At 71.3% G+C, this 26730-nt stretch carries 21 protein-coding genes; 12 read left to right on the forward strand and 9 right to left on the reverse strand.

Annotated features, from left to right (window positions below; translation table 11 throughout):
* Positions 1-12: 12 nt before the first annotated feature.
* The 4 genes from ACFWXQ_RS01425 (at position 13) to ACFWXQ_RS01440 (ending at position 6984) form a co-directional block, all read left to right on the forward strand.
* Positions 13-1689: an FAD-dependent oxidoreductase gene (locus ACFWXQ_RS01425; RefSeq protein WP_383947386.1), complete on the forward strand. Its 1677-nt coding sequence runs from the start codon at positions 13-15 to the stop codon at positions 1687-1689.
* Positions 1686-3134, forward strand: a complete 1449-nt coding sequence (locus ACFWXQ_RS01430) for an ATP-binding protein (RefSeq protein WP_383947389.1) — start codon at positions 1686-1688, stop codon at positions 3132-3134. The genes ACFWXQ_RS01425 and ACFWXQ_RS01430 overlap by 4 nt, the downstream gene beginning before the upstream one ends.
* The gene (locus tag ACFWXQ_RS01435; RefSeq protein WP_386267269.1) at positions 3131-3478 is read left to right on the forward strand and encodes a UBP-type zinc finger domain-containing protein; all 348 of its coding nucleotides are present in this window, start codon (positions 3131-3133) and stop codon (positions 3476-3478) included. Before ACFWXQ_RS01430 ends, ACFWXQ_RS01435 begins: the two co-directional genes overlap by 4 nt.
* A 485-nt stretch (positions 3479-3963) precedes the next feature.
* Positions 3964-6984, forward strand: a complete 3021-nt coding sequence (locus ACFWXQ_RS01440; protein WP_383947395.1) for an AAA family ATPase — start codon at positions 3964-3966, stop codon at positions 6982-6984.
* Between the two features lie 80 nt (positions 6985-7064).
* Here ACFWXQ_RS01440 and ACFWXQ_RS01445 read toward each other — a convergent pair whose 3' ends face one another.
* The 4 genes from ACFWXQ_RS01445 to ACFWXQ_RS01460 all read right to left on the reverse strand — a co-directional run bounded on the left by ACFWXQ_RS01445 (position 7065) and on the right by ACFWXQ_RS01460 (position 10588).
* Positions 7065-7904, reverse strand: a complete 840-nt coding sequence (locus ACFWXQ_RS01445; protein ID WP_383947398.1) for an ABC transporter ATP-binding protein — start codon at positions 7902-7904, stop codon at positions 7065-7067.
* Between the two features lie 73 nt (positions 7905-7977).
* On the reverse strand, positions 7978-8760 hold the full coding sequence (locus ACFWXQ_RS01450) for an ABC transporter permease (protein ID WP_383947400.1): 783 nt from the start codon (positions 8758-8760) through the stop codon (positions 7978-7980).
* Positions 8757-9614 (reverse strand): ABC transporter permease, encoded by an 858-nt coding sequence (locus tag ACFWXQ_RS01455; RefSeq protein ID WP_383947403.1) that lies wholly within the window; start codon positions 9612-9614, stop codon positions 8757-8759. Before ACFWXQ_RS01455 ends, ACFWXQ_RS01450 begins: the two co-directional genes overlap by 4 nt.
* A complete protein-coding gene (locus ACFWXQ_RS01460; protein ID WP_383947406.1) occupies positions 9611-10588 on the reverse strand; it encodes an ABC transporter substrate-binding protein in 978 nt (325 codons plus the stop codon). The genes ACFWXQ_RS01455 and ACFWXQ_RS01460 overlap by 4 nt, the downstream gene beginning before the upstream one ends.
* Positions 10589-10742: 154 nt before the next feature.
* On the opposite strand from ACFWXQ_RS01460, the gene ACFWXQ_RS01465 reads away from it, so the two are divergent.
* Both ACFWXQ_RS01465 and ACFWXQ_RS01470 read left to right on the forward strand, forming a co-directional pair.
* Positions 10743-11594 carry a PaaX family transcriptional regulator C-terminal domain-containing protein gene (locus tag ACFWXQ_RS01465; RefSeq protein ID WP_383947434.1) on the forward strand — a complete coding sequence of 284 codons (852 nt, stop codon included), beginning with the start codon at positions 10743-10745 and terminating at the stop codon, positions 11592-11594.
* A gap of 221 nt (positions 11595-11815) precedes the next feature.
* Positions 11816-12169, forward strand: a complete 354-nt coding sequence (locus tag ACFWXQ_RS01470) for a hypothetical protein (protein WP_383947409.1) — start codon at positions 11816-11818, stop codon at positions 12167-12169.
* 38 nt (positions 12170-12207) lie between these two features.
* On the opposite strand, the gene ACFWXQ_RS01475 is transcribed toward ACFWXQ_RS01470, so the two are convergent.
* Both ACFWXQ_RS01475 and ACFWXQ_RS01480 read right to left on the reverse strand, forming a co-directional pair.
* Entirely contained in the window at positions 12208-12732 is a 525-nt protein-coding gene (locus ACFWXQ_RS01475) for a DUF6624 domain-containing protein (RefSeq protein WP_383947437.1), read from the reverse strand.
* A gap of 215 nt (positions 12733-12947) precedes the next feature.
* Positions 12948-13508: an ATP-binding protein gene (locus ACFWXQ_RS01480; protein WP_383947412.1), complete on the reverse strand. Its 561-nt coding sequence runs from the start codon at positions 13506-13508 to the stop codon at positions 12948-12950.
* 144 nt (positions 13509-13652) lie between these two features.
* Here ACFWXQ_RS01480 and ACFWXQ_RS01485 point away from each other — a divergent pair, with 144 nt between their 5' ends.
* Positions 13653-14486: an SDR family NAD(P)-dependent oxidoreductase gene (locus tag ACFWXQ_RS01485; protein ID WP_383947415.1), complete on the forward strand. Its 834-nt coding sequence runs from the start codon at positions 13653-13655 to the stop codon at positions 14484-14486.
* A gap of 35 nt (positions 14487-14521) precedes the next feature.
* On the opposite strand, the gene ACFWXQ_RS01490 is transcribed toward ACFWXQ_RS01485, so the two are convergent.
* Complete coding sequence (locus tag ACFWXQ_RS01490) at positions 14522-15943, reverse strand: hypothetical protein (RefSeq protein WP_383947417.1); 1422 nt, start codon at positions 15941-15943, stop codon at positions 14522-14524.
* Positions 15944-16232: 289 nt separating this feature from the next.
* On the opposite strand from ACFWXQ_RS01490, the gene ACFWXQ_RS01495 reads away from it, so the two are divergent.
* The 4 genes from ACFWXQ_RS01495 (at position 16233) to ACFWXQ_RS01510 (ending at position 18924) form a co-directional block, all read left to right on the forward strand.
* A complete protein-coding gene (locus tag ACFWXQ_RS01495) occupies positions 16233-17054 on the forward strand; it encodes a helix-turn-helix domain-containing protein (RefSeq protein ID WP_383947439.1) in 822 nt (273 codons plus the stop codon).
* A gap of 3 nt (positions 17055-17057) precedes the next feature.
* A complete protein-coding gene (locus ACFWXQ_RS01500) occupies positions 17058-17303 on the forward strand; it encodes a DUF397 domain-containing protein (RefSeq protein ID WP_269651822.1) in 246 nt (81 codons plus the stop codon).
* 260 nt (positions 17304-17563) lie between these two features.
* Entirely contained in the window at positions 17564-18094 is a 531-nt protein-coding gene (locus ACFWXQ_RS01505) for a hypothetical protein (protein WP_383947420.1), read from the forward strand.
* A 20-nt stretch (positions 18095-18114) separates the two neighbouring features.
* A complete protein-coding gene (locus ACFWXQ_RS01510; protein WP_383947423.1) occupies positions 18115-18924 on the forward strand; it encodes an SAM-dependent methyltransferase in 810 nt (269 codons plus the stop codon).
* 89 nt (positions 18925-19013) lie between these two features.
* On the opposite strand, the gene ACFWXQ_RS01515 is transcribed toward ACFWXQ_RS01510, so the two are convergent.
* The gene (locus ACFWXQ_RS01515; RefSeq protein WP_383947426.1) at positions 19014-20411 is read right to left on the reverse strand and encodes an FAD-binding oxidoreductase; all 1398 of its coding nucleotides are present in this window, start codon (positions 20409-20411) and stop codon (positions 19014-19016) included.
* 116 nt (positions 20412-20527) lie between these two features.
* The gene (locus tag ACFWXQ_RS01520) at positions 20528-23128 is read right to left on the reverse strand and encodes an ATP-binding protein (RefSeq protein WP_383947428.1); all 2601 of its coding nucleotides are present in this window, start codon (positions 23126-23128) and stop codon (positions 20528-20530) included.
* A gap of 284 nt (positions 23129-23412) precedes the next feature.
* Here ACFWXQ_RS01520 and ACFWXQ_RS01525 point away from each other — a divergent pair, with 284 nt between their 5' ends.
* Positions 23413-26700, forward strand: a complete 3288-nt coding sequence (locus tag ACFWXQ_RS01525) for a family 78 glycoside hydrolase catalytic domain (protein ID WP_386267274.1) — start codon at positions 23413-23415, stop codon at positions 26698-26700.
* Positions 26701-26730: the final 30 nt, after the last annotated feature.

Here is a 26730-nt window from a genome sequence, read left to right on the forward strand (position 1 = left end):
GGTGGGAGACGAATGGCACAGGGCACGGACGCAGCACGGACCGTCATCCTGACAGTGGACGACGACCCTGGAGTCTCCCGTGCCGTGGCCCGTGACCTGCGGCGACGCTATGGCGAGGGATACCGGATCGTGCGCGCCGAGTCCGGTGAGAGCGCCCTGGAGGCCCTGCGGGAGCTGAAGCTGCGCGGTGATCTCGTCGCGGTGATCCTGGCGGACTACCGGATGCCCCAGATGAACGGCATCGAGTTCCTTGAGCAGGCCCTGGACGTGTACCCGGGCGCGCGGCGAGTACTGCTGACCGCCTACGCGGACACGAACGCGGCCATCGACGCGATCAACGTCGTCGACCTCGACCACTACCTGCTCAAGCCCTGGGACCCGCCCGAGGAGAAGCTCTATCCCGTCCTGGACGACCTCCTGGACGCCTGGCGGGCCTCCGATCACCGGGCGGTTCCGATCACGAAGGTCGTCGGGCACCGCTGGTCGGCGCGCTCGTCGGACGTGCGGGAGTTCCTGGCCCGCAACCAGGTGCCGTACCGCTGGTACTCCTCTGACGAACCGGAGGGCAAGCGGCTGCTGGCCTGCGCCGATCAGGACGGGGAGCGGCTGCCGCTCGTGGTCACCGCGGACGGGGCCGTGCTGGTCGAGCCCGACGACACCGAGCTGGCCACCCAGGTGGGGCTGGCCACGACCCCCGCGGCGGACTTCTACGACCTCGTCGTCATCGGCGGCGGACCCGCCGGGCTGGGTTCCGCGGTGTACGGGGCCTCGGAAGGGCTGCGGACCGTGCTCGTGGAGCGTTCCGCGACCGGCGGACAGGCCGGCCAGAGCTCGCGGATCGAGAACTACCTCGGCTTCCCGGACGGTGTGTCCGGGGCACAGCTCACCGACCGGGCGCGACGGCAGGCGTCGAAGTTCGGCGCCGAGATCCTCACCGCGCGCGAGGTGACCGGTCTGGAGGTCAACGGCTCCTCGCGGACCGTGCGGTTCTCGGACGGTTCCGCGATCGCCGCGCACTGCGTGATCCTGGCGACCGGCGTGTCGTACCGGCAGCTGCAAGCGCCCGGCACGGCGGACCTGACCGGGTGCGGGGTGTACTACGGATCGGCACTGACCGAGGCGGCCTCCTGCCAGGGACACGACGTCTACATCGTCGGCGGTGCGAACTCCGCCGGGCAGGCCGCCATGTATCTGTCCAGGGGCGCGAAGTCGGTCACCCTGCTGGTGCGCGGTTCCTCCCTGTCCGCGTCGATGTCGCACTACCTGATCGGGCAGATCACGGACGCGCCCAATATCTCCGTGCGTACGGGAACGGTCGTCGAGGCGGTGCACGGCTCCGACCACCTGGAGCAGCTGACCGTGCGCGACATCGAGAGCGGGCACACCGAACTCGTCGACGCGCAGTGGATGTTCGTGTTCATCGGCGCGGCCCCGCTGACCGACTGGCTGGACGGCACCGTGCTCAGGGACGAACGCGGGTTCATCGTCGCCGGACCCGACCTGGCCGTCGGCGGACAGCCGCCCCCGGACTGGGAGTTGGACCGGGCGCCGTACCACCTGGAGACCAATGTGCCCGGAGTGTTCGTGGCGGGTGACGCCCGCGCCGAGTCCGCCAAGCGTGTCGCCTCCGCCGTCGGAGAGGGAGCCATGGCCGTGATGCTCGTCCACAGGTATCTGGAGCAGTCGTGAGCGGGCAGCCGATGCCGTGCGACGCGGCGGAACTCAGCACACTCTTCCTGTTCGAGAAGCTGGACCCGGAACAGCTCGGGCGGCTGTGCAGCGAAGGCCGCGTCGAGAAGTTCGAGCCCGGCTACGTGTACGAGGAGGGCGAGCCCGCCACCTGCTTCTTCGTCCTTCTCGAAGGCACGCTGGTGATGTCACGGCGGGTCGGCGAGGACGACGTCGAGATCAGCCGCACCTCCCAGCGCGGGGTGTACGCGGGGGCCATGCAGGCTTATCTGGCCGTCCCGGACGACGCGCGCTACAAGGGCTCCCTGCGGGTGACGGAGCCGTCGCGGTTCTTCATCCTGCCCGCCGAGACGTTCGCCGCGGTCCTGCGGGAGTGGTTCCCGATGGCCGTGCACCTGCTGGAAGGGCTGTTCTTCGGCAGCCAGAACACCCAGCGGACCATCGGTCAGCGCGAGCGGCTCCTGGCGCTCGGCTCGCTGTCCGCCGGGCTGACGCACGAGCTCAACAACCCGGCCGCGGCTGCCGTGCGGGCCACGTCCGCGCTACGGGACCGGGTCGCGCACATGCGGCACAAACTGAGTGTGATCGCCTCGGGTCCGTATCAGCGCGAGGCGTTGAAGACGCTGGTCGAGATCCAGGAGAACACCGCCGCACGCGTCGCCAAGGCACCCGCCCTGAGCCCTCTCGAAGCCTCCGACCGGGAGGACGCGCTCGCCGACTGGCTCGACGACCACGGCATCGAGGGCGGTTGGCGGCTCGCGCCGACGTTCGTGCAGGCTGGGCTAGACACGGACTGGCTGGAGCAGGTCGCGGGAGCCGTGGACGAGGAGATGCTGGCTGGGGCCGTCGGGTGGCTCAACTACACCGTCGAGACCGAGCTCCTGATGAACGAGATCGAGGACTCCACCACCCGGGTCTCGAATCTCGTGAACGCGGCCAAGCAGTACTCCCAGCTCGACCGGGCGCCCTACCAGGTCGCCGATGTGCACGAACTGCTGGACAGCACGCTGATGATGCTCGCCGGGAAGATCGGCTCCGGCATCAGGATCGTCAAGGAGTACGACCGTGCTCTGCCCAAGATCCCCGCTTACCCGGGCGAGTTGAACCAGGTGTGGACGAACCTCATCGACAACGCGGCCTCCGCGATGGGCGGCGAGGGCGTGCTGACCGTACGCACCGCGCTCGAACGGGACCAGCTGCTCGTGGAGTTCCGCGACACCGGGCCCGGTGTGCCCGAGGAGATCCGCGGCAGGATCTTCGACCCGTTCTTCACGACGAAGCCGGTCGGCGAGGGCACCGGACTGGGGCTCGACATCTCCTGGCGCATCGTCGTGAACAAGCACCACGGGCATCTGGAGGTCCACTCCGAGCCCGGCGACACCCGTTTCCAGGTCTTCCTCCCGCTCACCGCCGCCGAAACCGACGCCCCTCAGGAGGCCTCATGACCACGGACGGAATCGACCCCGGCGTCCCGCCGAGTGGCGCGGGGTGCGTCGAATGCGACGAGGTGGACGGCTGGTGGTTCCATCTGCGCCGGTGCGCCCAGTGCGGTCACGTGGGCTGCTGCGACGACTCCCCCGCCAAGCACGCCACCGCCCATCACCAGACCACCGGCCATCCGATCATCCGCAGCTTCGAGCCGGGCGAGCGCTGGTTCTGGAACTTCAGCACCTCCGAGCTGTACGAGTCCGGTCCGGAACTCGCTCCGCCGCTCGCCCACCCGGCGGACCAGCCCGCACCCGGGCCCGCGGGACGGGTCCCGGCGAACTGGGCGGAGACCCTGCGCTGAAGTTGATCTCCGTCATCGGGAGCAGCCCCGGAGCCGGCAAGTCCACGCTGTGCCGGGCCGTGGCCGAGAAGTTCGCCGGTGGGGCCGGTGACGTCCGGCCCGGGACACTCGTCGAGTCCACGCGTGCCTACGTCGAGGAGTCGCTCGCGGCGGGCAGCCCGTCGAGTGTGAGGGTCCCGCCTGGGAGGACTGGTACGTCGGGAAGCTCGCGGGCTGTCCCGGCACACGGTCGGTCCACGATCTCCCGTCCGCCGCCGCCCATCTTCGTATCGAGGCGGATCTGACCCGTCGGCTGCTGGCAGGACCCCATGGCGGGTACTCACCGTAGACGCGGGGACACTCGACGCGCAGGAGTCCTTCGTCCGCGCCCGGGGCCGCCTGACGGAGCCGCTGGGACTGCCGACGGCACGGCCCAGCAGGTCGTCGGCGGGACGGCCGGTGGCCGCGGCGGTGGCTGTGTCGGTGGTGCGTGCCAGGATGGATGTGTGCCGACCACCTCATTCACCACGCCGTTCATCGGCCGCGAGGACGAACTCGCCCGTCTGACCCGAGTCCTGGACCGGGCCCGGGCCGGTGAGGCGCGTGCCGTGCTCGTCGCGGGGGACGCGGGAGTCGGCAAGACCCGGCTGCTCGCCGAGGCCGCGGGGCATGCCACCGAGGCCGGCACGACCGTCGTCACGGGGCACTGCGTGGACCTCGGTGACGTGGGCCTGCCCTATCTGCCGTTCACCGAGATCGTGGGTGTGCTGGCCGACGACGAGCGGTTCTCCGCCGCCCTGGCCTCGCATCCCGTGGTGGACCGGCTGCTCGGCGACCGCAGCGGTGGCGCGGGGGACGCGGGCGGACGGCTGCAGTTGTTCGAGGGCATGGCGAGCCTGCTGACCGATCTCGCCGGGACCGCCCCGCTGCTGTTGGTCCTGGAGGACCTGCACTGGGCCGACCAGTCCTCCCGCGACCTGCTGCGCTTCCTGCTCAGCCGGGGGATCCTGCAGTCCCGGGTCCGCCCAAGAGGAGGGGACGCGGGCGCGGGTGGTGCGCCCGGTCAGCGGCTCGCGGTGTTCGCCTCGTACCGCGCCGACGATCTGCACCGCAGACACCCGCTGCGCCCGCTGCTCGCCGAGCTCGTCCGGCTGCCCGTCGTCGAGCGGCTCGAACTGCGGCCGATGCCCGACGGCGAGGTGGCGCGTCTCGTCCGTGCCCAGCAGGTCGCCCCGCTGCCCGATGCCACCGTCCGCCGTATCGTCGAACGCGCCGAGGGCAACGCGTTCTACGCGGAGGAGTTGCTCGCCGCCACCTCCGAGACCATGCCCGGGGCGGCGTCCGCCGTGCCGAGCGGGCTGGCCGACGTGCTGCTCATCCGCTTCGAGCAACTCGCGGCGACCGCCCAGCAGGTGCTGCGCACGGCAGCCGTCGCGGGGCGCCGCGTCGACCACGATCTGCTGCGCGACACAGTCCAACTGCCCGAGGAGGAGCTGGAGTCGGCCCTGCGCGAGGCCGTCGGGCGGCAACTCCTCGTCCCTGGCGGCGACGACACGTACTCCTTCCGCCACGCCCTGATCCGCGAGGCCGTCTACGCCGACCTGCTGCCGGGTGAACGGGTGCGGCTGCACAGGGCGTTCGCCGGAGTGCTGGCCGGACGCGGCCACCGGGCCGAGAGCGCGGCGGAGCGCGCCCACCACTCCCGGGAGAGCCACGACCTGGCCGACGCGCTGGCCGCGTCGCTGGAGGCCGCCGACCACGCGGGCCGCGTCCGGGCACCCGCCGAGGAGTTGCGGCATCTGGAAGCGGCGCTCGACCTGTGGTCGGCGGTGCCTGCGGCCGGACGGCCCGAAGGCTTCGACACGGTCACCTTGACGCTGCGCGCCTCGGCGGCCGCCGCGCACGCCGGTGAGACCCACCGGGCCGTCTCGCTGACGAGGTCCGCGCTCGCGAGGGTCGGCAACGACGAGGACTCCGAACTGGCCGCGCGCGTCCGCTACACGCTCGCGGGCAACCTCATGCGCATCGACAACCTCGCGGCCGCGTTCACGTACAGCAACGAGGCGCTCGCGATGATCCCCGCCGATCCTCCGTCGCGCACCTGGGTGTGGGCCGCGGCCACGCATGTCATGGCGGCGAGGTACATGGGTGAGGACGAGGCCGCCCACCGCGTGGCCCGCAAGGCCCTGCGCATCGCCGAGGAACTCGACGTGTCCGACGCGCAGGCCGATCTGCTGATCTCCCTGGTCGGCCTCGAAGGGGACAGCCGGCGTACTCCCGGAGGGCGGGCCCGGCTGCGGGACGCACGTGAGCTGGCCCGCCGCGCCGGCAACACCTCCGTCGAGATGCGCGCGCTCTTCAACCTCTCCATCGGCGCGCACGAGTCCGGTGACCTGGACGAATGCCTGACCTGGCTCACCGAGGGGCTGGAGCGCGCGGGCCGCGCCGGGCTCCTCTCGTCGCCGTACCCGGTGGAGATGCGCTATCTGCGCTCCCTGATGCTGTTCACGCTGGGTCAGTGGGACGAGTGCGTCCGGGCGGTGGAGGCCGAGGGCGACCGGCTGCCGACGGCGAGCAGATACGCGATCGGGCCCGCCCTGTCCGTGGCCCTGGCACGCGGTGACCAGCACGCCGCCGAGCGGGCCCGGGCCCTGCTCGACGGGCCGTTCGACTGGATGGCCACGCTCGTCGCGGGCCTCCTCCTGACCGACGCCGCGGTACTGCGACGCGACGCGGAGGGGGCTCTCGAACAGTTCCGTACGACGCTCGCGGCGCTCATCGACGACGCCGGTACCACGCCCCATGTGACCGTACGGCTCGCGGCCCTCACCCTGGCAGCCATCGGGGACGCGGTCGTGGAGGCCCGGCTGACCGGCGACGAGGAAGGGGTCGGCCGCTGGGCGGCGCCCGGGAAAGAGCTGGTGGAGCTGGCCCGCGTCACGGCGGCCAAGGGCGAGGACGGAACACCGCAGGGCCCCGAGGGGCTGGCCTGGCTGGCGCGCGCCGAGGCGGAGTGGGCGCGGGCCGGCGCCCGGCCGAACAACGGCGGAGAGGGCGTCGAACTGAGCGTCGGGGCCTGGGAGAAGGCCGTCGCGGCGTTCGGCTACGGGGATGTCTATGAGCAGGCCCGCTGTCAACTGCGGCTGGCGGAGGCCCTGTTGGGGGCGGAGCGGCGCGACGAGGCCGCCACGCACGCGCGTGCCGCGCGCGACACGGCCGTCCGGCTGGGCGCAGTGCCACTGCGCGACGAGGCCGAACGGCTGATCCGCCGGGGGCGCCTCGCGGAGACCGCGTCCGCGGCGGAAAGAGCACCTCTGCTGACGGCACGTGAGAACGACGTCCTGCTGCTCCTTTCCCGCGGCCGCACCAACCGCCAGATCGGCGAGGAACTCTTCATCAGCGGGAAGACGGCAAGCGTGCACGTCTCCAACATCCTCGCCAAGCTCGGCGCCGCCAGCCGCACGGAGGCCGTGGCGATCGCCTACCGCGAGGGGTTGGTCGAGTCGGAGCCGTCCGCTTCCGGGTGATCACCGACGAGGCGCCGGAGAGCGGCCGTCTGCCGCGGAAGCGGCGCCTGGCGTGCCGCCCGCCGCCCCCCGCCGGACGCTCAGGACTCGGTCTTCTGAAGCACCGGCTCGATGGCACGGTCCGCGACCACCGGGTCCGGGGCCGTGTCCCCGCTGTGGTGCTTGGCCCGTTGGATCTGTTCGTAGACGTGGGCGCGGAGTTCGGCGAAGCGGGGGCTGGAGCGGGTGTGCAACTGGTCGCGCTCGTCGGGGAGGTCGATGGTGAGGTCCTCCTGCACGACGGTCGGGGACTTGGACAGGATCAGGGTGCGCTGGCCGAGGTAGACCGCCTCGTCGATGTCGTGGGTGACGAACAGGACGGTGACGCCGAGTTCGTGCCACAACTTGCGGATGAGGTCCTCCAGTTCGGCACGCGTTTGCGCGTCGACCGCCGCGAAGGGCTCGTCCATCAGCAGCACCTTCGGCTCGTACGCGACGGCGCGGGCGATGGCGACGCGCTGCTGCATGCCTCCCGAGAGCTGCCAGGGGTACGCCTCGTGGGCGTCGGAGAGGCCGACCACCTCCAGGGCGTGGTCCACCAGCTCCCGCTCGCGCGCCTTGCCGAGCTTCTTGCGGCGCAGGGGCAGGGCGACGTTGTCGCGCACGTTCATCCAGGCGAACAGCGAGCGGCCGTACTCCTGGAAGACGACCGCCATGCCGGGCGGTGGTCCGGCGACCGGACGGCCGTCGAGGCGCACCTCGCCGCGAGTGGGGGCGAGCAGGCCCGCCATGCACTTCAGCAGGGTGGTCTTGCCGCAGCCCGACGGGCCGACCAGGCAGACCAGTTCGCCCTCGGCTATGTGGAAGGTGAGGTTGCGCAGCGCCTCGACGTTGCGGTGCCGACCGGTGTAGATCTTCTGCAGGTCCTGTACGTCGAGCATCGACGTCTCCTTGTCAGGCGGTGCTTCAGGGATTGCGTCAGGCGTTGCGACGGGGGCGTCGGGGGGGGGTGCGTCAGGGGTTGCGCTGCGCGCGGCGCAGGCCGTGGTACCAGGCCAGGACTCGGTTCTCGGCGAACCGGAAGAGCAGGGACAGGAGGAAGCCGAGGATGCCGAGCAGCAGGACGCCGCTCCACATCTCGGGGATGGCGAAGGATCGCTGGAACTGCACGATGGTGAAGCCCAGGCCGTTGCTGGCGGCGAACATCTCGCTGATGACCATGAGGATGATCCCGATCGACAGGGCCTGGCGCATGCCCGTGACGATCTGGGGGCTCGCCGCGCGCAGCACCAGATGCCGCAGGCGCGCCACGCCGGTGATGCCGTACGAGCGGCAGGTGTCGCCGAGCACCTCGTCGACCGCGCGGACGCCTTCGACGGTGTTGAGCAGGATCGGCCACATGCAGCCGCTGACGATGACGAGCACCTTCATCGTGTCGCCGATGCCCGCGAACAGCATGATCACCGGGATGAGCACGGGTGGCGGGATGGCCCGGAAGAGTTCGAGGACCGGTTCCAGGACGTCCCGGACGGCCCGCCGCATCCCGACGATCAGGCCGAGCCCCACTCCGACGACCACGGCGAGGAGATAGCCGGCCGCGAGGCGCAGCAGGCTCGGGACCACGTCCGACAGCAGCCGGTCCGCCGTCCAGACCTTCCCGAAGCTGTCCAGGATGGTGGCCAGGGGCGGGAAGTAGAAGTCGGTGCTCCCTGCGGTGGCGAACCACCACACGGTGAAGAGGACCGCGGGCAGACCCAGGACCAGCAGGCCGCGTCGGGCCACGGTGAGGACGGTCATGCGGTCACCTCCGTGCGTACGGACTGGTGCCAGTGCAGTGCCCGTCGTTCGACCGCCCGTGCCGCGAGGTTGACGGCGACGCCGAGCAGGCCGGTGACCAGGACGAGGGCGTAGACCTCCGGTACGGCGCCGGACACCTGGGCGACGGCGATCTCGTGGCCGAGGCCGGGGGCGCCGATGACGAGTTCGGCGGTGATGGTGAGGATCAGCGCCACGGTGGCGGCCAGCCGTACCCCGGTCATCACGTACGGCAGGGCGGTGGGCCACAGGACGTGGCGGACCCGGCCCCAGGTGCCTAGGAGATAGCTGCGGGCGGTGTCCTCGGCGACCGGGTCGACGTCCTGCATGCCGGCCAGGACCTGGACGATCACCTGCCAGAAGGAGGCGTACACGACGAGCAGCAGCTTGGACCGGAGGTCGGTGCCGTAGAGCAGGACCGCGACGGGGATCAGGGCCACGGACGGGATGGGGCGCAGGAACTCGATGGTGGAGGCGGTCACCGCACGCAGTACGGGTACGGAACCGATGACGACTCCGGCGGCGACGCCCGCCACGACGGCGACGGCCAGCCCCAGGCCCCACCCGGTGAGGGTGTCGCCGAGCGCGGTCCAGAAGGCCGGTTCGGCGAGCAGGGTCCCCAGGGTGCGGACGGTTTCCGAGGCGGGCGGCAGGTAGTCGGGCGACACCAGGCCGGTGTGCGGCAGCACTTCGAGCACCGCGACCAGTCCGGCGAGACCGGCGAGGCCGCGCAGTACCGCGACGGGGACCGGACCTCGCCTGGCGGGTGCCGCGCCGGGACCGGGGTCGGTCCCGGCGGGCTCCGCCAGTACAGAGGTGAGACCGGGGCTGGTCATGAGAAGAGCGCGTTCAGGTCGGGCTTCTTGTCGCCGAAGATGCCGTCCTCCTCGCCGAGGGCGGCCAGCTTCTCCAGGGAGGCCATGTCGACCTCGGCAGGCCAGCTGGGCAGGATGAGCTTCTCGCGCACATCGCCGCTGATCTTGGTGTACGAGCTGAGGATCTGGCGTGCCTCGTCGGGGTGTTCGGAGGCGTAGGTCAGCGATTCGGCCATCGCCTCGGTGAACTTCTTCACGAGATCCGGGTTCTCCTGCATCACCTTGGCCGAGGTGAAGTACGTGGCCACGGTGAGCTTCGGGTCGGTCTCGGCGAAGGGCGAGGCGATGACGCGGGCGCCCTGTGCCTTGGCGATCGTCGTCGCGGGCTCGCCCATCCAGGCCGCGTCGACCTGTCCGCCGTCCAGGGCGGCGGGCATCTGGTCGAACGGTATCTCGACGAACTTGACCTTGGACGGGTCGCCGCCGGCCTTGCGGACCGACTCGCGGACCGTCGTGTCCCCGATGTTCTGCAGGGTGTTGACCGCCACCGTCTGCCCGGCGAGGTCCTTGGCCGACTTGATCGAGCTGTCCTTCTTGACCGCGACGGCGGTGACGTCGGCGCCGACCTTGCCGTTGGAGGCCGCTCCGTTCACCACCGACCTGACCGGCACACCCTTGGTCTGGGCGAGCATCAGCGAGGTGGTGTTGCTGAAGCCGAACTGGAACTGGCCGCTCACCACACCGGGGATGATCGCCGCGCCGCCCTGGGCGCTCTCCATCTTCAGCTTGATGCCCCGGCTGCTGAAGAAGCCCTTCTTGTCGCCCAGATAGAGCGGTGCGACATCGACGATCGGGATGATGCCGACCTTGACCTCCGTGGTCCCGCCTCCGCCGGAGGACGCCGAAGCGCCGCTCGAGGAGGACGAGGACCCGCATCCGGCCGCGCCTGCGACCGTGACCACGGCTATGGCTAGCCCGAGAATGCGCCTTTGCATGGGCTCCTCCTGACGGTGACGGAATGTTGTGCACTTTCTTGACGGCCGCAATCTACACACCTATGTTCGCGCTGTCAGTACCCCGGACAAGGGAGGTTGCAAAGTGGACGGCCCGGCCCTTTCCGACGTGCACGACGAGACTCCGCAGGGGGCCATGGACCTCCCCGAGGGACCGCAACTGCGCCCCCAGTCGCTGATGTTCGCGTTCTTCGGCGGCCATGTTCTGGAGGAGGGGCCGCTGTGCGTGTACTCCGGCAGCGTCATCGAGGTGCTGGCGCGGGCCGGGGTCGGGGAGCAGGCGGTGCGGTCCACGCTGACCCGGATGGTCAACCGCGGTCTGCTGCGGCGTCAGCGGGAGGGGCGCCGGATGTACTTCGGTCTGACCCCGCAGGCGACGGAGATCCTCTGGAACGGCAAGAAGCGGCTCTGGGACACCGGCGCCGTCAACGACGACTGGGACGGCACCTGGACTCTGCTCGGCTTCTCACTGCCCGAGTCCTGGCAGCGCCAGCGGCACGATCTGCGCTCCCGGCTGGCGTGGTCGGGCTTCGGCCCCCTCTACAGCGGGCTGTGGATCGCGCCCGGCGTCTTCGACGTGTCCGAGCTCGTCTCCGAACTCGGGCTCGCGGCCCACGTCAAGATCTTCCACGCCACGGCCGACGATGCCACCGACATCGGCCTGATGATCCGTGACACCTGGGACCTGGACGGCGTCGGCACTCGGTACGCCGACTTCGACAAACGCTGGACCCACCGGCTCGGCTCCGACACCGACACCGACACCGGCTCCGGCTCCGGGGACCCGCTCGGGACCCGGCTGCGCCTGACGAGCGAGTGGCTCCAGATCATCCGTACGGACCCGCGACTGCCCGCCCGGCACCTGCCCGCCGCCTGGCCGGCCCGGTCGGCCCACGACACCTTCCACCGCATCGCGGAACAGACCGAGGAGCCCGCCCGCCGGATGGCCGCCCGTCTCCTGGAGATCACCCCTCTGCGACCGTCCTGACCCGGCGGGAAGCCGACGGAAAGCCGAGCGGGAAAGCGGCGGCGGTCCGCGACACCCGGCCGGTGCGGCCGGCAGGTCCGGTGCATGTGGGGCTGCGAGGTCCGGTGGATGGCGGTGTCATGGAGACATGCCCCACGCAGGGCCGAGCCGCCGTTTGTGGCCCCGAGGACCGGTTACACGGACGGGACGGCGCGCATCCGCACAAGAAAAGGTGGCTGGTCATGACGCCTGGCACGCATCTCGCTCTGACACTCACGCTCAGCGGCGGCACGGCCGCCGACGCGCGGGCGGTGGTCCACACCCTCGAATCCGCCTTCGGAACGGCGGACGACATGCCCGGGGACGGGGGCGCCACGGTCTACACGGCTGCGTTCGACAACGACGTACCGGTCGGTGGTGGTGTGACGCCGATGACCGCGCCGCCGCTCTCGGCGCCCGTGACCGTCACCCTGCAGGGCAGCCCCGAGGCGGTACGGCGGGCCGACGAGACCCTCACCTCCGTCTTCACCGTGCGCGAGGAGGGCATGGTCTCCGGCGACCAGGAGCAGGAATGGCAGCTGCGGCTGGAGCCGTAACGCTCCCTCCGCCTTCGCACCGAGCCGCCGCCACGGCCTCAGCCGCCGAGGCGCAGCGCCCTCATCTGCTCGTCGAGCGGGCACAGCCCGACGTCCTCGCGGCGCTCGTCGAGCGTCCGGGGCTGGCGGACCGGATACGGACGGAAGGTCGCGGGGTCGACACGGGTGCCGTAGAACTGCGGCTGGCCGAGTTCGACGGCGCAGTGGTCGGCGATGTACGCGTGGTGCGGCGCCGGGCAGCGTCCGTCCGCCGTGGCCTGGGCGATCAGGTCGCGGCAGGTGAGCTGGAACTCGAGGTCGGGGGCGTGCAGGAGGATCATCAGCGCCGCCGTCGAGGCGGGCGCACCGACCAGGTCGGCGGTCGGCCAGGCATGGCGCTTGACGATGGTCTTCAGCGCTTCGGCGTTGCCCCTGCGGCATTCGGTGATACGGCGGCGCGCGACCTGCGTGGGGCTGCGGTGTGCCGCCCGCGTCACTCTCCGGTCCTCGTCCGCCCTGCGGACCAGCTCGCGGGCGAGGGCCGCCGCGAGCGCCGGCACGACGACCGGACGCACTTCGCCCACCTCGCCGTGTATCTCGTCGTGGCTGCGCCCCGCGCCGTCCTCCCCCGCCGCGTCATGCACTCGCCCCGCGTGCCCGTCCCGGCACGGGTGCCCCGGGTCACCGCCCGGGGCACCCGCCGGCTCCGTGGGCCCGTCGCGACCCGGGCGGGGGGCGACCCCCGTACGCCCCTCTCGCGCCGTGTCGTGTGCGACGTGGCCCGGCATGCCGGAACCGCTCATGACGCCCCCTGGATTTCCAATGAGAACCACACCCGCTTCCCCGACTCGCCGGGGTCGGGCGGTGCGATGCCCCAGTCGTCGGCCAGCGCGGCCACGATGGCGAGCCCGCGTCCGGACTCGTCGGCGTCGTCCGCCGTGCGGTGGCGCGGCAGCTCGGCCGAGTGGTCGGCGACCGTCACCCGTACTTCGTGGTCGGTGCATTCGACGCTGACGGTGACCATGTCGCCGGCGTCGGGGCTGCCATGTCGGACGGCGTTGGCGAAGAGTTCGTCCGTGGCCAGGACGGCGTTGTCGAGCTGCTCGGCCGGCAACCGCAGGTGCGACAACTGTTCGGCGACCATGCGCCGTACGCCCGAGGCGCGCGAGGGCTGCGCGGGGACCACGATGCGAAGGGAACTGGCCCCGCTCACGGAATCGGGCGCGGCGGGAGCCGAGGACGCGACCGGGGCGGTCCGGGCCGTCTCACCGGCCCAGGGCCTACCGGTGGGCGAGTCATGGTCCGCGCCGCGCGTCAGCGAGGGCGACGGCCGACGGCGGTGTGCCCTGGATGCCGTCATCGTGCCTCCTTCGAGTGCAGCACGGGTGGGGGACGGTCTCGGTGGCTGCTCGTGCAGCCAACCGGCCCGAGCGGCGGCGGACCAGGGAGTGCGGGGGTTGTCCGGTTGCAGGCGCGTAGTGGTGTGGCATGTATGTTCGAAAGCGTGAGCAATGCGAGCGAGGGCCGGACGATCGAGAGCGGGCAGGATGCCCTCGGCTGGTCCGGCGTGAGCGGCAAGCGCGTGCTCGTCACCGGCGGCACACGCGGCCTCGGCGAGCAGATCGTGCGGCTGCTGGCCGCCGAGGGCGCCCGGGTCGCGACCTGCGCCCGTACCGCACGGGACCTGGAGGCGCTGAGAGGCACGCTCGACTCTGCCGCGCCCGACGGATTGTTCACCCGAGCCCTCGACGTCACCGAACCCAAGCGGCTGGAGGCGTTCGTCACGGCCGCGGCGAGTCGCTTCGGCGGCCTGGACGGTGTGGTGGCCTGTGCGGGCGGTTCTCGCGGGCGCGGCCTCGAACAGACGGACGCCGGCGACTGGGCCGCGACCTGGGAGCTGAACGTCGGGCACACCGCGCGGCTGGTACGGGCCGCCGTCCCGTATCTGCGTACCGCGGGCGGTGGTTCGGTCGTGGTCATCTCGTCGATCTCCGGCTGGAAGCCTGGCCCCAACGCGCAGTACGGGACCGCGAAGTCCGCGCAGATCCATCTGGCGGCCTCGCTGGCCCGCGAGCTCGGCCCGGACGGGATCCGGGTGAACTCCGTCTCGCCGGGGTCGATGCTCATCCCGGGCCGGCGCTGGGACCGGATGCGCAGGGAGGAACCCGAGGCGTTCGCCGCGTTCGCGGCGGCCGAGCTGCCGGGCGGGGAGCCGGTCGCGCCGCAGGAGGTGGCGCGTGTGGTGGCGTTCCTGCTGTCGGACTGGTCGAGCGGGATCTCCGGGGCCAATCTGCCCGTCGACCGCGCCCAGAACGCCCCCTCGCCCGACGGTTACTAAGCCGTCGGGCAGGCCGCTCGTGCCGGGTCCGTTGGTCATGCCACCGCCCCCAGGACCGGTCGGGACCTTCGCTCGAACTCCTGGACCAGCGGCTCGTGGCTGCGGGGCTCCAGCCTCTTGCGGAAGTCACGCAGGGCCTGGATGGACCGCTCGCTGTGCACCGTGCTGAGGGTGTCGAGGGCCCTGGTCGCCGTACCGATCGCCTCGTCGAGGCGGTTCTGCTGGAGGTGCGCGGTCGCCAGTACGGAACGGCTGATGGCCTGGCGCCTGCGCCGGTCGGCGTTGGCGTCGATGGACTCACCGGCTGTGCGCTCCGCCTGCGCGGCCAGGCCGAGGTCACGGAAGCACAGGGCGGACTCGGCCTGCAGATAGTGGTGGTCGAGGAAACGCACCCACACGGACTCCTGCGCGGCTCCCCGGCTCGCGTCCAGCTGCCGCTCCGCGAGCTTCAGCGCCTCGGCCGTCTCACCGGAGCGGCCCCGCGCCGCGTGTCCGCGCGCCGACATGGCGTACAGGCGCATCAGGCCGAGCGGGCTGCCCGAGTCCTTCGCGGTCGCGATGCCGGCCCTCGCCAGTGCCACGCCCTCGTCCGGGCGGCCGAGGCTGGTGGCGAGGTGGGAGAGACCGGCCAGGATCTGCCCGCCCAGGACGCGGTCGCGGCCCTCGGCACAGAGCCGCAGCGCCTGGGTCATATAGCGCTGCGCGAGTCCGTACTCCCCCGCGTCGTACGAGCTCCAGCCGGCCATCGCGGCGAGGCGGGCGGCCGCCGCGTACAGCAGGCGCTGCTGGTGCGGGGGTGTGCCGCGGCGCTGGAGCATGGGCACGACCTCGGTGCACAGGTAGTGCACGATGCTGGTGCGCACTCCGCCGCCGCCGAAGTGGTTGTCCATCTGGTCGAACATGCTGATCATGGCGTGGACCTGCTCGACGGGACCGCCGTCGGTGACCGGCGCGAGCCGGATGACGTCGTGATTCCCGGCGTGCTCCACCAGCCAGAGCAGCCACTCGCGCTGAGGGTTCGTCAGGGCGCCGGCGACGAAGGGGACCGCGCCGAGGAGGCTGCGGCGGGAGATGTCGGTGGAGCCCAGTTCGGCCAAGGTGTGCAAGGTGTCTGCCAGGTCTTCGCGGTACACGAGTGCCCTGCCGACGACCGGGCGTTGCTGGTCGGGCAGAAAGCCGAGGTCCGTCGGCGAGACGGCGTGGCCGAGTCGCTCGGACAGGACGGCGGCGATCAACTCGGGGGTGTTTCCCCGGGGTTGCTGGCCGTTCAGCCAGCGGGTGACCGACGCCTTGTCGTAGTTGGAGTCCGCGCCCTGTCTGCGCCCCAGTTCGTTGACCCGGAGGGCGAGCGAGGCATAGGAGCAGCCGGCGTCTCTGAGGGCGGACGCCAGCGCCTTGTTGGCCCCGGCGGGACCCTTGCCCGGGCTCCTCGATTGTCCGTCGGTCACGGTGGCCATCCAGGTGTCGCATCGCGGTGCGGCGGTCTGCCTCCCTGCCGGGGCGTCAAGTCCGGGAAGGCGATGCGCTGTTGTGCGCCGTCGCCGCCGGACTGTGCGGCAGGTCACTCGATCACTATGATGGCCGACACACACAACCCGCAACAAGCGTTCTGATAATTTCAGAACGATCCTCATCGCTCTGTCTGTGTCAGCGACCTCGTGGCACACTGCACGCTGTGACGGCCGTTCCGGGAGGTAGGACGTGAGCGACAACCGCTCGGGCGGCAGTGCACCGACCGTCCTGCGGATGGTTCTCGGCAAGCGGCTCCGGCATCTGCGGGAACAGGCCGGAGTCTCCTTCGAGGACGCCGCGCGGGCCATCGAGGTCACTGCTCTGACGGTCCGCCGGATCGAAAAGGCCGAGGTCGGCCTCCGTATCCCCTACGTGAGGGAGTTGCTGCACACCTACGGAGTCCCGGAGTCCGAGGTCGACGACTTCCTCTCCATGGCCAGGGAGGCCAACCGGCCCGGCTGGTGGTACTCGTACCGCGATGTGCTGCCGGAGTGGTTCAGCGCCTACGTGAGCCTGGAGAGCGAAGCCAGCGTCATCCGTCTCTACGAACCCCACTACGTCCCGGGCCTGTTGCAGACGCACGACTACGCGGCCGCGCTCATGCACATCGGCTTTCCCAACGAGACCAAGGAGGACATCGACCGCCGTGTCGCCCTGCGCCTCAAGCGCCAGGACCTGCTCTCGAAATCCGAGGCACCGGCCGTCTGGGCCGTCCTGGACGAGACGGTGCTGCGCCGCCCGGTGGGCGGGGTCGAGGTGATGCGGGCCCAGATCGACCGGCTGAACGAGGTCCTGGACATGCCGAAGGTCCGGATCCAGATACTGCGCTACTCCGTGGGAGCCCATCCGGGCGCGTTCGGCCCCTTCCACCACTTCCGCTTCGGCTTCTCCGAACTCCCCGATGTCGTCTACACCGAGAGCCTCGTCGGCTCGGTCTATGTCGACCAGCCGGCCGACGTCGTGACGTACCTCGAAGTAATGGACCGGATGTCCGTGCAGGCGGAGCCGGTCGCTCGGACCAGGGCCATCCTGGCTGAACTGCGTAAGGAGTTGTGAGCCATGACTTCCATGGACCCCATCCACAGCGGCATGCCCGCCATCGATCTGGGAACCGAGGGCTGGCACAAGCCCTGGAGCGGTACCAACGGCGGCAGCTGTGTCGAGGCCAAGCGACTGCCCGACGGCAGCGTCGCGTTCCGCCAGTCCAAGGACCCGGACGGGCCCGCGCTGATCTACACCCGGGAAGAGATGATCTCGTTCCTGGAGGGCGCGAAGTCCGGCCAGGCCGACTTCCTCGTCGCCTGACGTCGCTCGTCACCTGAACGCCGCTCGTCACTTGACGTCGCTCGTCAGCTGACGCCCCTCGCCGCCCGGCAGGCACCCCGTCGAACTCCCGTGTCGCGAGCCCGTGTTCCGACGCCCTCGCGCGCCGGGCCGGGCGGCACCACTACGCCGGCACAACCATCCACCACTACGGCCGCACAACCGGACAACCCGCACGCGCACTCCCGCCGTGCGGGTCGCCCGGCCACACTGGGGAAGTCGGTCGTCCTGGAGGGAGTGGTATGCGCACGCTCCATGAGGCAGTCGACCGGTGCCGGACACTGGTCGTCGAGGGCCCCGACGGCATCGCCAGAAGCGGGCTGCTCGCCGAACTGGTCCGCAACGGATTCATGATCAGACGTTCGCGGGACCAACTGCACCACGTGGACCCGACCCGTCCGTACCGCGAACTCCTCGCCGCCCCCGGCCGCCTGGCGGTCGACGGCGGCATCGTCCACGAGCTGGTGTACGGGCCACTGCGCCGCGGGCACTCCCGGGTGACCTGGATCCAGGCGCTCGACTTCGCCGAGTCCGTGGCCGAGCGGGACGGCGCCCTGCTCCATCTGACGGACTCCGGACGCCATCCGGACCCCGAGAGCGCCGAGGCCGCCGACGCCTACCGCCGGGTGTTCCGCACCCTCGCCCAACACGTCCCAGTGGTCACTCTGGATGTCGGCGGCCCCGGCCCTCCCATCCGTGCACCATCCGCTCCCGATCTCCAACTGGGGCGATGCAAAGGGCAGTTGACGGTAGGTTGGAAGCAGACCGCGTGACGCACGGCAGGAGATCTCGCATGGCAGACGGCCAGTCCACTCCCGACCAGGACGCTTTGTCCAAGATCGACACCACGGTGCCGCATTCGGCCCGCATCTGGAACTACTGGATGGGCGGCAAGGACAACTACGAGGTCGACCGGGAGGCGGGCGACGCCTACCGCGAGATCGCCCCGAACATCGAGACGATGGCCCGCGCCTCCCGCGGCTATCTGATCCGGACCGTGACGTTCGTCGCCGGTGAGCTGGGCATCCGCCAGTTCCTGGACATCGGCACGGGCCTGCCCACGTACGACAACACCCACCAGGTCGCCCAGCGCGTGGCACCCGAGTCGCGGATCGTCTACGTGGACAACGACCCGCTGGTGCTGCGGCACGCCCAGGCGCTGCTCACCAGCACCCCCGAGGGCGTCACCGACTACATCGACGCGGACCTGCACGAGCCCGAGAACATCATCGAGGCCGCGGGCAAGATCCTCGACTTCGGCAAGCCCGTCGCGCTGATGCTGATGGGCATCCTGGGCCACATCCAGGACTACCAGGAGGCGCAGTCGATCGTCCGCCGCCTCCAGGCCGCCCTGCCGTCGGGCAGCTACTTCGTGCACTACGACAGCACCGACACGGACGCCGAACTCAAGCGGGCCCAGGAGGGCTACGACGACACCGGTGCCGTCCCGTACGTGCTGCGCAGCCCGCGGGAGATCTCCGTCTACTACGACGGCCTCGAACTGCTGGACCCCGGCATCGTCTCCTGCCCGCTGTGGCGCCCCGAGCCGGGCACCACTCCGGAGGCGACGGACGTGTACGGGGGCGTCGCCCGCAAGTCCTGAAGCGCGAGCCCCCATAGGTGAGTTGTAGCCCCGAGCCGTGGGCCCTGACGCCCCCCGTTGGCGCCAGGGCCCGTTCCAGGTCCCGCCGGTCAGGGCCGCGCGGCCGGCTCGATGTTCTGGTTGAGCCGGAACAGGTTGCCCGGGTCGTACTCGGCCTTGATCCGGGCCAGCCGGGCGTAGTTGTCGCGGTAGCTGGCCCGTACGCGCTCCTGGCCCTCGTCCATCATCATGTTCACGTAGGCGCCGCCCGCCGAGTACGGGTGGAGGGCCTCGAAGTAGTCGACGGTCCACCGCTTGATGTCCTCGGCGTTGGCCGGGTCGGGGTCCACGCCCGCGTAGACGGAGGCCCAGCGTGCGTCGCGGTAGCTCCAGGCGGTGTCCGTCGGCGCGTGGTCGTGGACTGCGCCGTCGATCGGATACAGGTGCATCGTCGACTTCATGGTGGGCAGTTCGGCGCCGAACTTGGCGTGTAGTTCGATCGCCTCGGCGGGGATCTCGTTGACGAAGTCGGCACGCCAGTACCACTGGTCGCCCGGCGGGTAGAGGCCGTCGAAGGCACCCTGGATCATGGGGTGCGGCATCGGCGCGGGGCCGTGCAGCATCGGTTCCGGCAGGGCGTCGAGCAGGGGCGCCATCGCGCGCGCCGCCGCGTCCGTGTCCTCTCCGGCGTAGCACCACACGACACCGCAGGCCTTGCGTCCATGGAGTTCCTCGGGGAACGGCGGGGCGGGCGGGACCGCGCCGATCAGGAAGAAGCCGTTGAGTTCGCGGGGTGCGTGCGGGATGAAGTCGCGGTAGGCGGCGAGTACTTCGGCGCACTGCTCGACGGGCCAGAACGTGGGACCCGCGACGACCGTGCTCACCTCGTGCAGCCGGAACAGGAACGAGGTGACGACGCCGAAGTTGCCGCCTCCGCCGCGGATCGCCCAGTACAGGTCGGGGTGCTCGTCGGCGCTCGCGGTCACGTGCCGGCCGTCGGCCAGCACGAGTTCGGCCTCCAGGAGGTTGTCGATGGCCAGCCCGCACTTGCGGGTGAGATGGCCGAGGCCGCCGCCCAGGGTGAGACCCCCGACGCCGGTCGTGGAGATGATGCCGCTCGGGGTGGCCAGACCGTGCGCGTTGGTGGCCTGGTCCACCTCGCCCCAGACGCAGCCGCCGCCGACGCGGACCGTCCTGGCCTCCGCGTCGACCTCGATGTCCTTGAGCGGGGACAGGTCGACAACCACGCCGTCGTCGCAGGTCCCGAGTCCCGCGCCGTGGTGCCCGCCGCCGCGTACGGCGAGCGGCAGCTCGTGGGCGCGGGCGAAGCGGATGGCGTGCGTGACGTCCTCGGCGCTCGTACAGCGCGCCACGAGGGCGGGCCGACGCTTGATCATCGCGTTGTAGACGGGACTGGCCTCGTCGTAGCCGGAGTCGTCCGACCCGATCAACTGGCCCTTGAACTGGGTGAGTTCCTGCCGGGCCGCCTGTGCTGGTGTGACGGACATGTGCATCCCCCGATCCGGGACCCGGCTTCCGGGGCCCCTTCCATGGGCCTGTTTCTAGTCCCGTCCCCCGCGCGCAGATATCCGTGCCGGTCACTCAGCTCGGCGTCGGCGGCTACCTAGGTCTCGCGTCCGGGCACCAGCCCCAGCTCCGTGGCGCGGGCGGTGGCCTGGCGCCGGGAGCGGGCACCGAGCTTGTCCAGTACGGCGGAGACGTGGTTGTCGACCGTACGCACCGACACCACGAGCCGCTCGGCGATCTCGGGGTTGGTCAGCCCCTGGGCCAGCAGCCGCACGACCTGGAGCTGGCGCTCGGTGAGGCCCGCGGGGTTGTCGCGTGTCGCGGCGAGCGGGCCGCGCGGGATGTGGCGCACGCCCAGCTGCCGCAGTTCGCCACGGACCAGTCGTGCCAGGGGCTCCGCGCCGAGTGCGTCCAGACCTGCGAGGGCCGTGAGCTTGTCGTCCGGGTCCGGGCTCTCGGCGAGCGCGGCGGCATCCTCGTACGGGCAGCCGGACGCGCGCCAGACCTCGGCCGCCTCGCGCCACTGTCCGGCGGCCTGGAGCGCGTACGGATGGTCCCAGCCGTCCGCCGGTACGGGGCTGCCCGCCTTGGTGAGCCAGTAGCCGAGCTCGGCCACGTGCGGCATGGCGGACAGTCGGCGTGCCTCCTCGAAGACCTCACCGGCGACCGCGACCACCGCCGCATGGTCACCCCGGAGCCAGGCGACCTCCGCCCGGGCGACCGCGACCGGCCCGGTGCGCTGCAGTTCGCGGGTGCGTACGGCGATCTCCCAGGCCTCGTCGAGCAGTTCCTCCCCGCCGTCCCGGCCGCGGCGGACGCGGACCCGGGCCAGCACGGTCAGCGCGGGACAGCGGGCGGGCACGAAGTCGTGGGCGCCGATCTCGGCGTGCCGCTCCGCGTCGTCCCAGGCCCCGGCGGCGAACCGGCGCAACGCCATGGCGACATGGAGATAGCTGAGGAAGCCGACGTGTTCCGCCCGGTCGGCCAGCGCCATACCGGGTGCCAGGAAGCGGTCGGCCTCGGTGAACTCCAGGCGTTGGAGCAGCGTCCAGATGAGGTTGGCGTACGAGCGGCAGGCGTGCTCGACCTCACCCGCGGCCAGCGCTACCTTCAGGCTCTCCTCCAGTTGGGCGCGGCCCAGTGGGTCGCCGTCGCGCCAGCGGGCGGAGCCGACGTTGTTGAGGGCGTGCGCGAGGATCGCGTCGTCGCCGGTGCTGCGGGCCAGCGCGATGGCGCGCTCACCGAAGTCGATGGCCAGGGCGGAGCGTTCGGAGAGCATGTGGAGCTGGGAGGTGTTGCTGAGGGCGAGCGCGAGCAGCCGGTCGTCGCCCGCCTCCTCCAGTACGGCGATGGCCTCGCGCGCGGCGCACTGTGCTTCGTCGGCGTTGCCCGCCCACCAGTGGATACGGGACAGCCAGCGCAGGTCGGCGCCGAGTGCCCGGGTGTCGCCGAGGAACCGGCGCAGCGCGACCGCGTCCCGTTCGGCGTCCACGGCGGCCGCGGAATCGGCGATGGTGTAGCTCTCGACGGCGTACCGCTCCAGCAGGTCGGCGAGTTCGGCGGCCTCGAACCGGTCGCGCTGTCGCAGGACGAGCCGCAGGTGGGCGGCGGCCTCCCGGTGCGCGCCTGCGCCTGAGGCGTCCCGGGCGGCGTCGGGACCGTACCGCGCGATGGCCTCCTGGTCGCCGGCCTCCGCCGCGTGGTGGACGACTCGGGCCGGGTCGGAGCCGGACTTGGCGACGAGTGCGGCGAGGACGTGGCGGTTGAGTTCGATGCGCCGTGCGGCGGGCAGCGAGTCGGCGACGGCCCGGCGGATCAACTCGTGCCGGAATCCGGCCCGTTCGGGTGTCACCGTGAGCAGTCCGCGCTGTTCGGCGGCGGCCAGTTCGGCCACTCCGTCCGTGAACAGCGCGTCGACCAGGGGCCGTTCGACGGCGGACGGCACCACGGCGAGCTGTTCCAGGGCGTCGCGGGTGCGGTCGTCCAGGCCCCGCAGCCGGGCGAGGACGGCGTCGACCACGGTCGGCGGGACCCCGCCGGTGCCGCCGGCCGCCACCACCTCGGCGACGAAGAACGGGTTGCCGGAGGTCACCTCGTACACCTCGGCCGGGTCCAGGCGGCTCACGGAGCTCAGTTCCCGCACCGCGCCCGCGGAGAGGCGGGACAGCGGGAGTCGGTGCACGCGTTCGGCCCGGGAGACCTGGCCCAGGAGGTGGTGCAGGGGATGGCGGCGGTCCAGTTCGTCGTCGCGGTAGGTGAGGACCAGGAGGGCCGGGAGGCGTTCCACCCGGTGCACCAGGAACCGCAGGGCGTCGAGCGAGGCCTCGTCGGCCCAGTGCACGTCCTCGACGACGAGGACCGCCGGGTGCGGGGCGGCGGTCAGCTCGGCCCGCAGGGCGTCGTACACCCGGGGCCGGTCGCCGCCCACGGTGAGAGCCCGGGCCAGTTCGGCGCCGACGCTGCCGACGAGGTCGCGGAAGGGGCCGAGCGGCCGGCGGGTCGCGAGGTCGTCGCACTCCCCCACCAGGACGCGGGCCTTCTCGGGCAGCACGGCCGGCATGGCCTTCACCAGGCTCGACTTGCCGATACCCGCCTCGCCGAAGACGAGCGCCACCGAACCGGCTCCGTCGGCCGCGTCCCGCGCGGCGACGGCCAGCTGGTCCAGCTCGTCGTCTCGTTCGAGGATCCCCCAATCCACGCTGTGATTCTGGCACGAACCGGGCTGTTCCGGTCGGTCGCAAACCACCTGAACCAAGCAGGGACGCGGCCGGCGGCGTCTTCTGGCCCGGCCGCAGACACCTGTCCCCGACCTCACCATCCCCTGCGGCACCGACGGCCACACCGTGCACGCCTCTTGAAGGCCGACAGCCGCACTGCATAGGATCGTCCGCAGTCGAATGAATCGTTTCAACGAACCTCGGACACCCTCCTCGCTTCGTCACCCGCATCCGTGCACGCATGTACGCAACCAAGGGGCCACAGATGACCATGGGTTGGAACCGCCGCGCCTTCCTCCGCACCTCCGTCGCCGGAGCGGGCGCCTCCGCCGCTCTGGGTTCCGGGGCGGTCGAGACCGCCACCGCGTCCGCGGGGACCGCCGCCGACGCCTCAGGGGCCGGCCGGCTGCGGATCGAGCGCACGACCGTCGAGTACGCCGAGACACTGCTCGGCACCGAGGTCGAAAAGCCCAGACTGACCTGGGAGTTGGCTGCCGAGGGGCGCGGGGCCCGGCAGAGCGCGTACCAGGTGAGAGTGGCGCTGAGCGAGAAGGGGCTGCGTCAGGGGCGGCGCACGGTCTGGGACTCCGGGCGGGTCGCGTCGGACCGTACCGTCGGTATCGCCTACGACGGCCCGGCCCTCCATCCGCGCACCCGTTACCACTGGCACGTCAGGGTGTGGGACGGCGAGGGCCGGCCGTCGGCGTGGAGTGCGCCGCGCTGGTGGGAGACAACGTTGTCCAAGGATGCCTGGGAGGGGTACTGGATCGGCGCGGCGGCCGCTCCGCAGCCGCCGACGTTCGACGGCGCGTCCTGGATATGGTCACCCGGTTCGACCTCCAACAGCGCGCCCGCCGGGCCCCGTTGGTTCCGCGGCTCGCTGACGCCGGCCGCGGGTGCGGAGATCCGGAAGGCGACACTGCTCGCCACGGCCGACGACGACTTCACCCTGTATCTCGACGGCGAGAAGGTGGCGCACCAGCCCGAGCAGACCGATGCCTGGCGGCAGGGCCATCTCGTCGACGTCACCGATCAGTTGCGTGCCGCCGGGTCCGGGCCGATCGTGGTCGCCGCGCTGGCGACGAACCGCGGCAACGCCTCTGTCAACCCCGGGGGACTGCTCGTACGGCTCGTCGTGGAGACCGGATCGGACACGGTCGAACTGGTCACGGGTGAGGGGTGGCGCTCCGCCGGGAATGAGCAAGAGGGATGGCAGCGGCCGGAGTTCGACGACAGCGGGTGGCCCGAGGCGGCCGTGCTCGCCGCGTACGGGCAGGGGCCTTGGGGCAACGGTGTGTCGATCACGGCGACCGAACAGCCCGCTCCGCTCCTGCGACGCGAGTTCACCCTCCCGAAGCCCGTGGTGCGCGCCCGTCTCTACATCAGCGGCCTCGCCTACTACGACGCCGAGATCAACGGCAGACGCGTCGGACGCCAGGTCCTCGACCCGGGCTTCACCGACTACGACGAGACCGTGTTGTACGCGGTGCACGACGTGACGGACCACATCCGCCGGGGCACCAACGCGATCGGGGTGACTCTCGGCCGCGGCTTCTTCGGCATGACGACACCGAACGTGTGGAACTGGCACCGCCCGCCGTGGCACGGCGAGCCGCGACTCCTCGGCCAGCTGGAGATCGACCACCCGGACGGTTCCCGCACCACGATCGCCACGGACGACCGCTGGCGGATCACCGAAGGCCCGACCCTCTCCAACTCCCTCTACGCGGGCGAGAGTTACGACGCACGCAAGGCGCCCGGCGCGGCCTGGTCCCGCCCCGGATTCGACGACAGCGGCTGGCGGAAGGTCCAGCGGCAGTCGGCCCCGAAGGGCACGCTGCACGCACAGCCGCACGATCCGATCGAGATCATCGAGACCGTACGCCCGGTCGCCGTCGAGGAGTTGAGCGAGGGTGTGTACGTCGTCGACATGGGCCGCACGATGGCCGGCTGGACACAGCTGACCGTGCGGGCCGGCGCCGGGACGACCGTGCGCATGATCCACGGCGAGAAGCTGCAGTCCGACGGGAGCGTCCACGCCGAGACCGGGCACGTGCCGGGCCGGTTCCAGACCGACGAGTACGTGTGCGCGGGCGGCAGCGCCGACGAGGTGTGGGAGCCCAAGTTCTCGTACAAGGGCTTCCGTTACGTGCAGATCAGCGGGCTGCCCGCGAAGCCCAAGCCGTCACAGGTGCTGGGCCGGGTCGTCCATACGCGCGTGGCGGAGACGGGCACCTTCGCCTGTTCCGAGCCGTTCTACGAGCGGTTGGAGGGGGCGATGCGGCGCACGGTCCTCAACAACCTGCACGGCATTCCGACGGACACGCCGATGTACGAAAAGAACGGCTGGACCGGTGACGCGCAGCTGGGCGCGCCGGTGATGACGTACGCGCTCGGCGTGCACCGCTTCCTGTCGAAGTGGCTCGGGGACCTGAAGGACAGTCAGAACGCGGACGGGCAGCTGCCGGTGATCGTGCCGAGCGGTGGCTGGGGCTATGGCGACCTCGGTCCGTCGCCGGAGTGGACGACGGTGTATCCCTTCCTGCTGCGGGAGATGTACCGCGTCTACGGGGACGAGCGGCTGGCCCGCGACCACTGGGCGCCGCTGACGCGCTATCTGGACTGGGAGATCTCCCGGCTGAGGGACGGGCTCGCGGTGACCGCCCTGGGTGACTATCTGCCGCCGGGGTACGGCGGCAACCCGCCCGAGGACACCCGGCTGACCGCGACGGCGTATCTGCACCGGGCGCTCACGGACACGGCGGAACTGGCCGACCTGCTGCGCGACGCGGAGGTCGCGGACCGCTATCGCAAGGCCGCCGACGGGCTCAAGGCGGCGTTCAACGCGGCCTTCCTGGGCCCGGACGGCCATTACCGCACAGCCAAGGACCCCGGCTACCGGCAGACCAACAACTGCATTCCGCTCGCCTTCGGGCTGGTCCCGCCGGGCGCCCGGGCCACGGTCGTCGACTCGCTCCTCGCCGACATCAAGCAGCGCGGCAACCATCTCAACACCGGTGCGCTCGGGACGAGTGTGCTGTTGCGGCAGCTGTCCGCGCAGGGCCATCCCGAGGTGGCCCACGCGATCGCCACCCAGCGCACGTACCCGAGTTGGGGCTACTGGTTCGAGAACGGCGCCGACACCATGTGGGAGATGTGGCCGCTCGACTCGCGTTCCCGCGACCACTACTTCCAGGGCACGGTCGTGCAGTGGCTGTACGAGAACGTGGCCGGACTGCGTCCCGGAGACGCCGGCTACCGGACCTTCACGGTCCGCCCGGACGGCCGTACGGGCGTGAACTGGGCCCGCACGTCGGTCAGTACGGTGCGCGGCGAGGCTTCGGCGGCGTGGTCGGTCGTGGACGGTTCGACGCGGCTGTCGGTGCGGGTGCCGGTGGGTTCGACGGCCGAGGTGTACGTGCCTGCGCCGAGTCGCTCGGCCGTGAAGGCGCCGGGCGGGGCGGAATTCGTGCGGGTGGAGCCGGGGTTCGTGGTGTATGAAGTGGCGCACGGCGGCTGGGAGTTCGTGGCCCGGGCCCGGGCCGCCGGCTGATGTGAGTCGGTGGCGGGAACGGCTGCCACC

Source organism: Streptomyces sp. NPDC058697, from assembly GCF_042715345.1.
Classification (GTDB): Bacteria; Actinomycetota; Actinomycetes; order Streptomycetales; family Streptomycetaceae; genus Streptomyces; species Streptomyces liliifuscus.